14 protein-coding genes are annotated in these 13,198 nt (G+C 65.9%); 8 read left to right on the forward strand and 6 right to left on the reverse strand.

The annotated features are described in order from the left end of the window. Positions 1–8 precede the first annotated feature (8 nt). The 3 genes from ACFQ50_RS12540 to ACFQ50_RS12550 form a co-directional block, all read right to left on the reverse strand. The gene (locus ACFQ50_RS12540; RefSeq protein WP_377995867.1) at positions 9–1,787 is read right to left on the reverse strand and encodes an alpha-glucosidase; all 1,779 of its coding nucleotides are present in this window, start codon (positions 1,785–1,787) and stop codon (positions 9–11) included. Between the two features lie 226 nt (positions 1,788–2,013). Further along, positions 2,014–2,325, reverse strand: coding sequence for a hypothetical protein (locus tag ACFQ50_RS12545; protein WP_377995868.1), 312 nt, complete (start codon positions 2,323–2,325; stop codon positions 2,014–2,016). Positions 2,326–2,475: 150 nt separating this feature from the next. Beyond that, complete coding sequence (locus ACFQ50_RS12550; RefSeq protein ID WP_377995869.1) at positions 2,476–2,727, reverse strand: hypothetical protein; 252 nt, start codon at positions 2,725–2,727, stop codon at positions 2,476–2,478. 334 nt (positions 2,728–3,061) lie between these two features. Here ACFQ50_RS12550 and ACFQ50_RS12555 point away from each other — a divergent pair, with 334 nt between their 5' ends. Then, a complete protein-coding gene (locus tag ACFQ50_RS12555; RefSeq protein WP_377995870.1) occupies positions 3,062–3,253 on the forward strand; it encodes a hypothetical protein in 192 nt (63 codons plus the stop codon). 20 nt (positions 3,254–3,273) lie between these two features. Then, positions 3,274–3,513, forward strand: coding sequence for a hypothetical protein (locus ACFQ50_RS12560; RefSeq protein WP_377995871.1), 240 nt, complete (start codon positions 3,274–3,276; stop codon positions 3,511–3,513). Positions 3,514–3,535: 22 nt separating this feature from the next. Here the strand turns inward: ACFQ50_RS12560 and ACFQ50_RS12565 are convergent, their stop codons facing one another. The 3 genes from ACFQ50_RS12565 to ACFQ50_RS12575 all read right to left on the reverse strand — a co-directional run bounded on the left by ACFQ50_RS12565 (position 3,536) and on the right by ACFQ50_RS12575 (position 6,938). Next, on the reverse strand, positions 3,536–4,357 hold the full coding sequence (locus tag ACFQ50_RS12565; protein ID WP_377995872.1) for an IclR family transcriptional regulator: 822 nt from the start codon (positions 4,355–4,357) through the stop codon (positions 3,536–3,538). Positions 4,358–4,455: 98 nt separating this feature from the next. Then, on the reverse strand, positions 4,456–5,421 hold the full coding sequence (locus ACFQ50_RS12570) for a quinone oxidoreductase family protein (protein ID WP_377995873.1): 966 nt from the start codon (positions 5,419–5,421) through the stop codon (positions 4,456–4,458). Positions 5,422–5,576: 155 nt separating this feature from the next. Beyond that, on the reverse strand, positions 5,577–6,938 hold the full coding sequence (locus ACFQ50_RS12575) for an MFS transporter (protein WP_377995874.1): 1,362 nt from the start codon (positions 6,936–6,938) through the stop codon (positions 5,577–5,579). Positions 6,939–7,236: 298 nt separating this feature from the next. Here ACFQ50_RS12575 and ACFQ50_RS12580 point away from each other — a divergent pair, with 298 nt between their 5' ends. The 6 genes from ACFQ50_RS12580 (at position 7,237) to ACFQ50_RS12605 (ending at position 13,162) form a co-directional block, all read left to right on the forward strand. Beyond that, entirely contained in the window at positions 7,237–8,634 is a 1,398-nt protein-coding gene (locus ACFQ50_RS12580) for an LLM class flavin-dependent oxidoreductase (protein ID WP_377995875.1), read from the forward strand. Positions 8,635–8,670: 36 nt separating this feature from the next. Beyond that, complete coding sequence (locus ACFQ50_RS12585) at positions 8,671–10,002, forward strand: flavin monoamine oxidase family protein (protein ID WP_377995876.1); 1,332 nt, start codon at positions 8,671–8,673, stop codon at positions 10,000–10,002. After that, positions 9,999–10,508 carry a flavin reductase family protein gene (locus ACFQ50_RS12590; RefSeq protein WP_377995877.1) on the forward strand — a complete coding sequence of 170 codons (510 nt, stop codon included), beginning with the start codon at positions 9,999–10,001 and terminating at the stop codon, positions 10,506–10,508. The genes ACFQ50_RS12585 and ACFQ50_RS12590 overlap by 4 nt, the downstream gene beginning before the upstream one ends. A 29-nt stretch (positions 10,509–10,537) precedes the next feature. Further along, complete coding sequence (locus tag ACFQ50_RS12595) at positions 10,538–11,086, forward strand: flavin reductase family protein (protein ID WP_377995878.1); 549 nt, start codon at positions 10,538–10,540, stop codon at positions 11,084–11,086. After that, on the forward strand, positions 11,083–11,499 hold the full coding sequence (locus tag ACFQ50_RS12600) for an ester cyclase (RefSeq protein ID WP_377995879.1): 417 nt from the start codon (positions 11,083–11,085) through the stop codon (positions 11,497–11,499). The genes ACFQ50_RS12595 and ACFQ50_RS12600 overlap by 4 nt, the downstream gene beginning before the upstream one ends. Positions 11,500–11,578: 79 nt before the next feature. After that, complete coding sequence (locus tag ACFQ50_RS12605; RefSeq protein WP_377995880.1) at positions 11,579–13,162, forward strand: aldehyde dehydrogenase (NADP(+)); 1,584 nt, start codon at positions 11,579–11,581, stop codon at positions 13,160–13,162. Positions 13,163–13,198: the final 36 nt, after the last annotated feature.

Here is a 13,198-nt window from a genome sequence, read left to right on the forward strand (position 1 = left end):
GGGAGTGCCTACACGTTCCGGCGGAACACCTTCACCTCCCACGGGCGCAGGTCAAACGGCTTCAGTTCGCCGGCGTCCGGCGGATAGTTGCCCAGCACCAGCGGCGCTGGTGCGTTGTTATAATCCCGGACCCAGCCGCCGTCGTCGACGTCGGCCGTCCGGCCGGTCCCCGAAAAGTTGGCCAGCACCAGAAGTTCTGCCTCCGGAAGGGAGCGCGTGAACGCGTAGACGTGCTCGTCGTCGGGCAGCAGCATGCGGAAATCCCCGTAGGCGACCACGGGATCCGAGTGCCGGAGGGCGATGACCTTGCGGTAGAAGCTGAAGACGGACCCGGGATCGTCAACCTGGGCGGCGGCGTTGATCGTGTTCGCGTTCGGGTTCACGGCAATCCACGGCGCACCGGTGGTGAAGCCGCCGTGCCGGCTGGCGTCCCACTGCACGGGTGTCCGGGCGTTGTCCCGGTTCAGCGGGGCCAGGGCGGCGAGGACCTCCGCGTCGGTGTGGCCCAGGTGGGTGGTGGCTTCGCGGTGGTGGTTGAGGACTTCGATGTCCCGGTAGTCGCTGATGGCGCCGAACGCCATGTTGGTCATGCCCAGCTCTTCGCCCTGGTAAACGTACGGCGTGCCGCGGTGCAGGTGCAGGACGGCGGCCAGCATCTTCGCCGACAGCTCCCGGTAGCGGCCGTCGTCGCCGAACCGGGAAACGGCACGGGCCTGGTCATGGTTTCCCCAATAGAGGCTGTTCCAGCCGCGTTCCGCGAGCCCTTCCTGCCAGCGGCCCAGGGACTTCTTGAGGTCGGTGAGCAGCAGCTTTTTAGGCCGCCACTTGTTGCCGCCCTCCTGGTCCAGTGCCACGTGTTCGAACTGGAACACCATGTCCACCTCCCGGCGGCCAGGATCCGTGAACAGGGCAGCGTCCCCGACGGTGACCCCCGGCATCTCACCCACGGTCAGCAGGTCCTTGTCCCGCCCCGCGAAGACTTCCTGATGCATCTCCTGCAGGAATTCGTGGATGCGCGGGCCGCAGATGAAGTGCGGACCGCCGTCACCGTAGAGCATCCCCTCGGCCTGCGGACCGTCCGGCAGCGACTGCTGTTTGGAGATGAAGTTGATGACGTCCATCCGGAAGCCGTCCACGCCGCGGTCCAGCCACCAGTTCATCATGTCGTACACGGCGGCCCGCACCTCCGGGTTCTCCCAGTTGAGGTCCGGCTGCTTCCTGGAGAACAGATGGAGGTAGTACTCCCCCGTGCTTTCGTCGTATTCCCAGGCGGGCCCGGAGAAGGCCGAGCCCCAGTTGTTGGGTTCCGCGCCTGGGGCTCCGGGCGCTGCTGCATCCGGTCCGGCGCCGTCGCGGGGCGGCCGCCACCAGTACCAGTCCCGCTTCGGGTTGTCCTTGCTGGAGCGGGACTCCACGAACCACGGGTGTTCATTTGAGGTGTGGTTCACCACGAGGTCCATCACCAGCTTCATGTTCCGCGCGTGCAGGCCGTCCAGCAGTTCGTCGAGGGTCTCGAGGTCGCCGAAAACGGGGTCGATGTCACGGTAGTCGCTGATGTCGTAGCCGTTGTCATCCTGCGGCGAGCGGTACACCGGGGAGAGCCAGACGACGTCGACCCCCAGCTTTTGCAGGTAGTCCAGTTTGCCGATGATCCCGCGGAGGTCGCCGATGCCGTCGCCGTCCGAGTCAGCGAAGCTGCGCGGATAGATCTGGTACACCACCGCGCTCTTGAACCACTCCCTGCCGGCTTGGTAGTCCGCTTCTGCCTCGGTTTCCTGGGTGGTCATCGCTGGCTCCTCCTGGTCGACGGTGGCGGGCTGCTGGCCCACTGAAAGTCTTGTTCCAGAAGGATCGGCGGTCAATGGCCTGCCCGAGTGGCTCCTCAGTCCGTCTCGGGACTGGCGCAGTAAAAGCAGGTGTTGGCGTCGCAGTCGTCGGTGGCTGCTGCTGTGGAGGACCCGTTGCTCGCAGCTTCGGCGTAAAGAGTGGTTGTCATGGCACTGGCCTCTGTACTTACTCGCCGTACATCAGGCTGTTGAGGAACGAGTCCAGCTGCTGACGGGCCGTGGCCCCGTCCCCGCGGGCGGTCACCGGGTGGGCCTGTGCGAGGTAGAGGCCTTCCCACGGGGAGCAAACCAGTGTGCCGGGTTCGACGGCGGCCGGTTCGACGGTGGAGGGTCCGACGGCGGCCGGCATCGCCGCCGAAGGCGCAGGGAAGCTGACCGGCAGTTCTACTGCCGGCACGGCCGCGGCGGCCCGGCGGGCGGGGCCGTGCCCCCAGCCGAAGGCACTGACGATGGCTCGGTGACCTGCTGAGATGGACATGGTTCCTTCCCTTCTGCCTTGCGGCCCGGTACACCTGTGTACCGGCCGACTTCCTTGTCTGGTGGACTTGCTACTGAGTAAATTTGAACGTCACGTTCATTTTATGAACGTTACCCCATTGTGGCACGGCTCACGATCTCGCGCAATGGATTACGAAGCCGCGGCGCGAACCACCACGGGCTTATCGGAACTGCACACCATTACCCTCCCCCGGCCGGCCGACTGAATCACCCAAAAGACGCTGCGGTCCACGGCGATCATGTCAATCTGCCCCGAAATGATCCTGCCGTCCCGCAGGAGCACCCTGACGGCGTCATCCCGGGAAAGCCTGGACCAGTCGGGCACCGGCGCGGCCGGCAGGCGGGTGGTGTGGCTGGCTGGAGTTGTGGAATGTAGGCGCATGTTCGTGGTCCATGGGATAGGTGGCGGGGACGTCCTCGACGTTCAATCTATGAACGTGGCGTTCAGCTTAAGAGCGATCCACTTCACCGTCAAGCCCCGCGCAAGTCAGTCTTGGCCCGCGGCGGAGGCGGCGGCGGGGGGCGGAGGCGGAGGCGGCGGCGCCAGCAAGCCCCTTGCAAATTTCCGTGACACGGGCCACAATGAAAGCACGTTCAGAAAATGAACGTCACGTTCAAAGTTTCAATGCATCGAGCGGCCAACGGCGGCTTGCCGGTGTCGAATACTTCATCCCCGGGAACCCCTGGTTCCCCCAGCAGCCCGCGAGGAGCCCATCATGAGCACCGTTCACCGCATCCTTCTCATCGCATTCGCCCGTTCCGGCCGCCCCGTCGCCGGCCGCACCGTTGCCGGCCGCAGGCGGGCAGGCGCCATGGGCGGCGCCGCGATCCGGCAGTCCATGGGCTCCGAGGTGCTGACCTGCGCGCCGTGGGCCGGCCTGTGCGTTGAGGGTCCAGACGCCGCCTAACCGCCACGCAGAGGTAAGACATGTCGCACTGGCGCCAGAAGGCACGGCGCAAGACCCCCAAGATGGTCGCGGAAATCCTCCGCGAACGCGATGAACGGCGCACCGCTGCCCTGATTGCCTGCATCACCGATGTGAGCAGCAGCGAGGGCCCGGACGGCGTCACTCATGGCGTGGTGGCTGAGCGCGCCGGAGTCCCCGTCCAGTACGTGGAATGGAAGTACCCGTCGCGCGAGCACCTGATCGCCATGGCGAACGCCTGAGCGCAGAGGCGCGAAGGCGCCGCTACGACAAAGCCTTCGCAACCTCGTCGGCGGCCTTAATCAGCTGGTCCACGACGCCGGGCAGTTTGTCCGATTGGAACCGCTGGACGGGCCCCTGGACCGCGAGCACCCCGAGCAGTCCGTCCGAACCGCCACGGACCGGATACGCGACGGCGAAAAGGCCCTCCTCAAGCTCCTCATCGATGACGGCGTAGCCTTGTTCGCGGACCCGGCGGATTTCCTGCAGGAGGGCCTTCCGGCTCGTGATGGTGCGGGCGGTGTAGGACTCCAGCTTGTCCGGCAACGTAGCGGCAATTTCGTCGTCGTTAAGTTCGGAAAGAAGGAGCTTGCCAGTGGCACTGGCATGTGCAGGGTAGTTCCCGCCGACGTACAGGTGGGTAGCGTTCAGGTAGCGGGAGCCGGAGGCTTCGGCGATCACATCGTAGGAAGTCTCACTCCGGACCATCGCGAAGCTCATGGTCTCTTTGAGCTTCGCTGCGTACTCGTCCAGAATGGGCTGGATCCTGGCAACGGCCCCCGTGTAGGGATCCGCCAGCCTGCCCAGCCTGGCCACCTGCCAGCCGAGCAAATACCGGTTGTCGACGCGGTCCACGAAGCCCGTCTGCTCCAGGCTCAGGAGCAGGCGGAAGGCCGTCGGGCGGGTCATGCCGACAGCCTGGGCAAGCTCTGTGACGGTGATGCCCTGCCGGTGCCGGCCCAGTTCGCTCAGCAGCACAGTCGCCTTGATGACGGACTTGTTGGTCAGGTCTACCGAATCATCGGCAGTCGTCGCTTCGGTTCCCTGTGCTTCGCCTGCTTCTGCTGCGCTTCGTCCCGCCGCCATATCTGCTCCCGGTTCGCGTTCGCTCAGGGCCCGAGGCCCGTGCTGTCCCCACCATCCTATGCTTTTTCAATTAGCGAACGGGGCGTTCACCCCTGAGCTTAAGGGACCAGGATGACCTTGCCGGTGGTTGCCCGTGACTCCAGGGCGGCGTGGGCTTGGCCGGCCTGCCCGAGCGGGAAATGTGCACCGATGCTGACCTTCAGCCTCCCGTCAGCCACGAGGCCGAACACCTCCGAGGAGCGCCAGCGCCGTTCTTCGTCATCGAGCAGGAAGTCGTCAATCTTCGGCCTGGTGACGGTCAGGGAGCCGTGGGCGTTGAGCTGCTGCAGGTCGTAGGGCGGCACCTGCCCGGAAGCGCCACCGAACAGCACCAGCGTGCCCCGGATGCGCAGGGCGCCCAGGGACCCCTCAAAAGTGTCCCTGCCGATGCCGTCATAGACGACGTCGACGCCGCGGCCGCCGGTCAGCTCCCGTACGCGCTCAGGGACGCGGGCATAGTCCAGTACGTGGTCGGCCCCGGCTTCCCTGGCCAGCTTGGCCTTTTCCGGCGTCGACGTCGTGGTGATCACGGTGGCACCCTTGAGCTTGAGCAGCTGGATCAGCAGCAGTCCCACCCCTCCGGCCCCCGCGTAGGTAAGGGCAGTGTCCCCGGCCCGTACCGCGTAACTGGAGGTGACCAGGTAGTGCGCGGTGATGCCCTGCGCCGGCACCGCCGCGGCGACGGTGTCGGAGACGCTGTCCGGCACCGGAAGCGCCTTCCCGGCGTCCAGCACCATGTACTCCGCGTAGCTGCCCTCGCCCTCTGTCGTGGCAACCCGGTCGCCCACGCCGAACCCGGTCACCCCGGCGCCTACCTCCTCGACTGTGCCCGCACCCTCGACTCCCGGAACCAGGGGATATTCGACGGCGTAGACGCCCGCACGCTGGTACGTCTCGATGAAGTTCACCCCCACCGCGGCCACGCGCACCAGCAGCTGACCCGGCCCGGGAACCGGTCGGGGAACGTGGATCCGGTCGAATACTTCCGGGCCGCCGGCCCGGGTGATCTGCATGGCATAAGGCATGTCGGTGCTCCTTTATGGTTGGCCTGCGGCCAGTCGATGAAATGCGCGGCATTCCCAATGCCGCGCATTTTGGCCCTCCGCGCGGAAGGGCACCCTGCCGGCCTAAGCCCGGGCAGGGCGCCCTACCGTATGTATAAGCCGGGGCGGCCTCGGTACTAGTTCGCTGCTGCCTTCACCAGGGGCGCCGAGGTGTCGCTCAGGCTCAGGCCCTTGGTTTCCGGGGCGAGGTACTGCGAGATCACAGCACCCAGGACACAGATGCCGGCGGCGATCAGCATGGTGGTTCCCACACCGAGCCCATCGACGGACAACGGAAGGATGAACGTTCCTGCAGCCGCGCCGATGCGTGAGAACGCAGTGGCGAAGCCGACTCCCGCGCCGCGGATTTCGGTGGGGAAGACCTCGCCGGGGTATACGCCGGTCAGGGCCGTGGAGATGGCGTTGAAGAACGAGAAGACAATGAAGCTGACGAGGATGATCATCGGCGACATGTGGGAGAACAGGCCGATGACAACCAGGGCGACGGCGGCGATCCACATCGGCGGGATGGACAGCTTGCGGCGCCCCACCTTTTCAATGAGGAACATCGCGGCCAACGAGCCGGCCACCACGACGCCGTTGAGCGCGAGTGCTCCGGCCAGGCCGTCCTCGACCCCCAGGCTTTCCAGCACGATGGGCGCGAAGGTGGCGATGGCGAAGTAGGGGGTGACGTTACAGACCCAGTACATGCAGACGAAGATGGTGGAGTTGCGGTACTGCGGGGAGAAGAGCTTGCCGAATTTCGGCTTCTCGGGCTTCTCGTGCTCCAGATCCCTGACATCCGCCTCCTCCATGAACTGGGTGGCGATGGCAAACGCCTCCTCACGCCGCCCCTTGCTGATGAGCCAGCGCGGTGATTCGGGCGATCCCAGCCGGAGCAGGAACACGATCAGCGACGGGACGGTGCTCATGCCGAGGATGATGCGCCAGTCGGCGTGGATTGATGTGGACATGTAGTAGCCCACTGCGTAGGACAGCAGGTAGCCGACGTACCAGGCGACCTCCTGGAAGGCCATCAGCTTGCCACGGAGCCTGGCCGGGGAGAACTCCACCAGCAGCGGCCAGCCGATGGCATAGTCGGCTCCGATTGCCATGCCCATGAGCAGTCGGATCACAAACAGCTGCCAGGCGTCGGCCACGAAGAACTGCGCGGCGGAACCGACAAGGAAGATGGCGAGGTCGACGATGAACATCGGCTTGCGGCCGACCTTGTCGGCCAGGTAACCGCCGATGGGACCGCCGAAGAAGATGCCGATCAGGGCCGAGGCCCCGATAAGCCCCTGCATGGCGGCGGACAGGCTCAAGTCAGCCGTCAGGGCCGGCATGACCAGGCCGATGCCGCCAAGGATGAAGCCGTCGATGAACATGCCGCCGGCGATCACGCCGCTGAGCTTTACGAGGAACTTCTTCTTTTGCGGATCCCGTGCCAACGATGACTGCACGGGCGGCCTCGGGGCAGGTGTAACAGGTGTATTCACGATGGACTTCCTTGTAGATCGTGCTAATTCGAACGGGGAGAGCGCCGGCGGTATCAGCACGGCGGCGGTTGGGGAAGGTTAGAGAACCAGATCCGATTCGTTCATCCTTCGAACGTCGTGATCAAAAATATGGCATGCGCCACATCTGCTGTCAATAGGCGGCGCGTAATCTGCCTCACCACAAAGAGGCCCTTGACAGTGAGTTGGCTTACACCTTAAATTGAACGCAGTGTTCAGTTTATGAACGTTGCCAAAGTTGTCGCCTTGTCAGGCACGAGTCCAAGGAAGCACCGCTGCCATGAAAAATGAACCTCTGAGCCTTTTCGCTTTTGACGTCTTTGCCCCGACCCACCTGACCTCCGGTTCCTGGCGGGCCGAAGGCGACCAAGGCCACCGATACACCGACCTCCAGTACTGGACGGGCATCGCACAGACGCTCGAGAACGCCGGTTTCGACGGGATTTTCTTCGCCGACAACGTCGGTTACCACGACGTTTTCCGCGGAAACGGGGACGCTGCCCTGCGCGACGCCGCGCAGTTCCCGATCAATGACCCCACCGTGCTGATCAGCGGCATGGCCGCCGTAACGAAGCACCTCACTTTCGGCGTGACCTGCTCGGCAACCTATGAGCCGCCCTACCTGCTGGCCCGCAAGTACAGCAGCCTGGACCACCTCACCTCCGGCCGCGTGGGCTGGAACATCGTCACCTCCTACTCCGAGGCCGCGGCCCGCAACCTCGGCAAGGAACAGCAGCTCACCCCGGCCGAGCGCTACGACATGGCCGACGAGTACATGGACGTGGTCTACAAGCTCTGGGAAGGCTCCTTCGAAGAGGATGCTGTAGTCCGGGACGTTGAATCGGCCACCTACATCGATCCGGCAAAGGTGCACCAGATCAACCATTCCGGCAAGCACTTCACGGTGCCCGGCTTCCACCTCTGCGAGCCTTCCCCGCAGCGCACCCCGGTCCTGTTCCAGGCGGGATCTTCCGCCAGGGGCATGGAATTCGGCGGCAAGCACGCCGAAGCCGTCTTCATCCAGAGCACCTCTGTGGAGGGCGCCAAGCGCACGGTGGCCAAGCTCCGCCAGGCAGTGGCAGATGCCGGCCGCGACCCGCGGGACGTCAAGGTGGTCATCCTCCTGACCGTCATCGTCGCGCCGACAGACGAAGACGCCCAGGCCAAGTACCGCAAGGCCGTGGAGAACGCACCCATCGATGGAATCCTGGCCCGCTTCAGCGGCTGGACCGGCATCGACATGTCCGAGTACGAGCTGGACACCCCCCTGCGGTCCGTCGGAACCAAGGCGGGCCAGTCCATGGTGGACATGTTCTCCAAGGCCGACCCGGACCGGGACTGGACCCCCCGCCAGATCGCCGAGTTCCTCGCCGTCGGCGGCACCGGCTCCACCATTGTCGGTTCCCCGGAAACAGTGGCCGCCGAGCTGCGCCGGTGGCGCGACGAGGCCGACGTCGACGGCGTCAACCTTAGCTACATCACCAAGCCCGGCAGCTGGGAAGACTTCATCGAGCTGGCCCTGCCCGAACTCCGTGCCCAGGGAATTGTCGCCCCCGCACGCACCGAGGACCAGGAGCCGGTCACGCTGCGCGAAAAGCTCTTCGGCCAGAAGTACACCCTGGACGGCCACCCTGCGACTGCACACCGCACCAAGCACCTCAGCGATGCCTCCCGCTAGCCCGGCGCCCACTACTTATCACCTAAGGATCCTTCAATGACTGAACAGACTGACGTCGTCGTCATCGGTGCCGGCTTGGCCGGCCTCATCACCGCCCGGGAGCTCGGCAACCGCGGCCACAGCGTGGTTGTCCTGGAAGCCCGCGACCGCCTCGGCGGCCGCCTGTACACCGAGCGCCGCCTCGGCCAGAACCTGGAGCTCGGCGGCAACTGGCTGCACTGGACCCAGCCCCACGTCTGGGCCGAGGTCACCCGCTACGGCCTGGAGGTCTCCCGCGGCCCGCGCTCGGAGGAAACCTTCTGGCTGGCCGGCAACGAAGTGCGCCGCGGCAACCTGGACGACTTCATGAAGCTCATCGATCCCGGCATGACCCGGCTGCTGGAAGACACCGTTAAGTGGCTGCCCCGCCCCGACGCACCGCTGACCGTGGAGAACCTGGCCGAGGTCGACCAGTACAACCTGCAGGAAATGCTGGACAAGCTGGACCTCTCCGAGGACGAGCGGAACGCGAACGAGGCCGCCTGGGTTGGCCACTTCAACGCCCCGCTGGACCAGTGCGCCTACGTCAACGCCCTGCGCTGGACCGCCGGGTCCTCCGGCCACTGGCACCTGATGCACGAGGCCTCGGCCATCTATCGCCTGAAGGACGGCAACGATGGCCTGGCCAATGCCATTGCCGAAGACACCAACGCCGACATCCGCCTGGCCACCCCGGTGACCAGTGTCCGCCACGACCGCGACGGTGCCACTGTCACCTACGGCGACGGCCAGGAAATCCAGGCCAAAAAGGTAGTTATCACCTTGCCGCAGAACGTGCTGCACAAGCTCGACGTCGAGCCCGCCCTGTCCGAGGGCAAGCTCGCCCCCAGCCGGGAAAAGACCGCCTCCCAAGGTGTGAAAGCGTGGATCCGGGTCGGCCGTCGGGGAGAACCTGGCCCCATCAAGCCGTTCTTCGCCTACTCCGCCCAGGACAAGCCGCTCTCCGTGATCCGCACCGAGTTCGTCGGAGAACACGACGCCGTGCTGGTCGGCTTCGGCGCCGACGCGAACCGCATCGACGTCACCGACAAGGACCAGGTCCAGGAAGCCATCAGGGTCTGGCGCGACGACCTGGAAGTCCTCGAGGTCACCGGTCACAAATGGGGCGAAGACCCCTACGCCGAGGAAACCTGGCAGATCCAGCGCCCCGGCCAGCTCACCAAATACCACGAGGCACAGCAGGCCAGCGAAGGCGCCCTGCACTTCGCGAGCAGCGACACCGCCAATATCTGGGCCGGCTTCTTCGACGGTGCCATCGAGTCCGGCCTGCGCGCCGGCCACACCATCCACGCAGAACTGAAGGCCGCCGCGCGAGAGGAACAGTCATGAGTGCTCCCGCCCTGGAAGCCCGCCGGATCGATTCCGATACCTACCGTGCCGTCATGCGGCACCTGCCCACCGGGGTTGCCGCAATCTGCTCCACGGACCCGGTCACCGGGGCCCGGAACGGCATGATCGTGGGAACCTTCGCCTCGCTGTCAATGGAACCGGCGCTGGTGACATTCAGCGTGATGCACTCCTCCACCAGCTGGCCCAGAATCGCCGACGCCGGGACCTTCAGCGTCAGCCTCCTCGCCGCAGACCAGCAGCAGGTGTGCCGCGCACTCTCGGCGAAGGGCGAGGACAAGCTCAGCAATGTGGGCTGGTCCGAATCCGGGTGGGGCACCCCGCACATCTCCGGGTCTCTTGCCTGGTTCGACTGCCGGATTGAGCAGCAGTTCACCGCCGGCGACCACCTCGTCGTCATCGCCAGCGTGCTGGACATGACGCCCGGTGAGGGTGCACCCCTCATCTTCCACGGCGGCCGCTTCGGCAGCTTCCGCGAACTCGCCTGATCCAATTCACTTGATCAAGGAACACTGACATGGACATCACCCCAGCCGCCGTTCCGGCGGATATCACACCCGCCTACTACCGCCAGATCCTGGGCAAGCTGCCCACGGGCGTTACGGCCATCACCGGCGTCAACGACGACGACGAGAAACTCGGCCTCGTCGTCGGCACCTTCCAGTCCCTCTCACTGGACCCGCCCCTGGTCATGTTCTGCGTGGACAAGTCGTCCTCCAGCTGGCCGAAGCTCCGCAAACTCCAGAAGTTCACCGCCAACATCCTCTCCGATGACCAGATCAGCATCTGCAGGTCACTGTCCCGGAAGGGACCGGAGAAGTTTGAAGGCTTGCCCTGCACCCCCGGGCCACTTGGCACCCCGCACCTGGACGGTGCCACCGCCTACATCGACTGCGTCGTCACTGCAGAGGTCGTCGTGGGTGACCACTACATGGTGGTCGGTTCTGTGACCAACATGGACGAAGGGACCGGCGACGCCCTGCTCTTCCGGGCCGGGAAGTTCGGCCAGTACCAGACCATCGACATCCCGGCACCCGCCGAAACAGCAGCAAGGAGCGCATCATGAGCCGCCGCGACACCATCCTGAAAGCCTGGAACGGCGCCTGGGGAGATGGGGACCTGTCCGCGTTCGAGCAGCTCCTCGCACCCGGTTACGTCCGCCGCTCAAAGTCAGGCAGCGAGGACTACGCCAGACTTCGCAAGACCATCGAGGCCATGCACACCGCATTTCCGGACTCGAGCACTGACATCCTGGACATCATTGAGGACGGCGCAAAAGTGGCGGTCCACTGGCAGACCACGGGCACACACCAAGGCGAATTCATGGACGTCCCCGCCACCGGGCGCAGCATCACCGTCACCGGCGCATCCTTCCTGCAGTTCGACGGCGACAAGCTCGCCGAGGAATGGGTCATCTGGGATCCCCGGGAACTGCTCTCCGCCCTCGGCATCTGGCACCTCGGAGCCGGCAACGCCTGACCAGGCACCGCCCAACCAACTCCGGCAGCGCCTGCAAACACAGCCCGCACCTACTTTCAACCGCCCAGGAGGGCGCACTATGACACTTCAAGGACATTCCCTCATCGCCGGCGAGGCCACTCCCGGCACCAGCGGCACGGCCTACGGCTTCAACCCCGCCAGCAACGAACAGCTGGAACCTGCCTACACCCTGATCAGCGAACAGCAGCTCAGGACGGCCACCGACGCGGCCGCCGACGCCTTCGACTCCTTCAGCACCCTTGAACCCGAACAGCACGCCCGGTTCCTGGACGCCATCGCCGAGAACATCGAGGCCATCGGTGATGAACTGATCGTCCGCGCCGGCCAGGAGACCGGACTCCCGGCCGCCCGGCTGCAGGGCGAACGCGCCCGCACCACCGGGCAGCTGCGGCTCTTCGCCACCGTGGTCCGCCAGGGCGACTTCCGCGGCGTCCGCATCGACCCGGCCCTCCCGGACCGGGCTCCCCTGCCCCGCGCCGACATCCGGCAGCGCCAGATCCCACTCGGCCCCGTCGCCGTGTTTGGTGCCAGCAACTTCCCGCTGGCCTTCTCGACGGCGGGCGGCGACACCGCCTCCGCATTCGCGGCCGGCTGCCCGGTGATCGTCAAGGCCCACAACGCCCACCCCGGAACCAGCGAACTCGTCGGCCAGGCCATCACCAAGGCCGTCCGCGACCTCGGCCTGCACCCGGGCGTCTTCTCCCTCATCTACGGCTCCGGCGCGAGCATCGGCCAGGCCCTCGTGGCCGATCCCGCCATCAAGGCCGTGGGCTTCACCGGATCCCGCGCCGGCGGCACGGCCCTGATGCGCACCGCCGCGGCCCGGCCCGAGCCGATCCCGGTTTACGCCGAAATGTCCTCCATCAACCCGGTCTACGTTTTCCCCGGCGCGCTGAACGGGGACATTGAAAACCTGGCCCAGGAGTACGTCACCTCCGTCACCGGCAGCTCCGGCCAGCTCTGCACCTCGCCAGGGCTCGTCTTCGTTCCCGCGGGCGACGCCGGAAACCGGTTCGCCTCAGCCGTCGCCGACGCCATCACGCAGCTGTACGGGCAGACCATGCTCAGCGGCGGGATCGCCTCTGCCTGGGAGCACGGCCACAACGCGCTGGAAGCTGCGGCCGACGTCGAGCTCATCGGGCGGGGCCAGAAGGGCCCGACCGAAAACGCCCCCGCCCCGGCAGTTTTCGGCGCCGACCTGGACGCCTTCACCGGCAACCCGGTGCTTCACGAGGAAATCTTCGGCGCCGCCAGCCTCGTGGTCCGCTACAAGGACATCGACGACCTGATCAGGGCCACCCGGCTGCTCGAAGGCCAGCTCACGGCCTCGCTGCACGTGACCGAGGAGGACTACCCCGTCGCCTCCGGCCTGATCCCGGCCCTGGAACGCAAGGTCGGCAGGATCATCATCAACGGCTGGCCCACCGGCGTGGAAGTCGGCCATGCAGTGGTCCACGGCGGCCCCTACCCGGCCACCTCGGACTCGAAGACCACGTCGGTGGGCACGCTGGCGATCAATCGGTTCCTACGCCCGGTTGCCTACCAGAACTTCCCGGAGCAGCTGCGCCCGGCACCGCTGCAGGACGCCAACCCCTGGCGGGTCAACCGCCTGATCGACGGCACGTCTGTACAGGCCCGGTAACAGCAACATACTTCCGGCCCCGGACAGGCTCCCGCA

This window comes from Arthrobacter sp. NPDC056493, assembly GCF_042795115.1.
GTDB lineage: Bacteria > Actinomycetota > Actinomycetes > Actinomycetales > Micrococcaceae > Arthrobacter.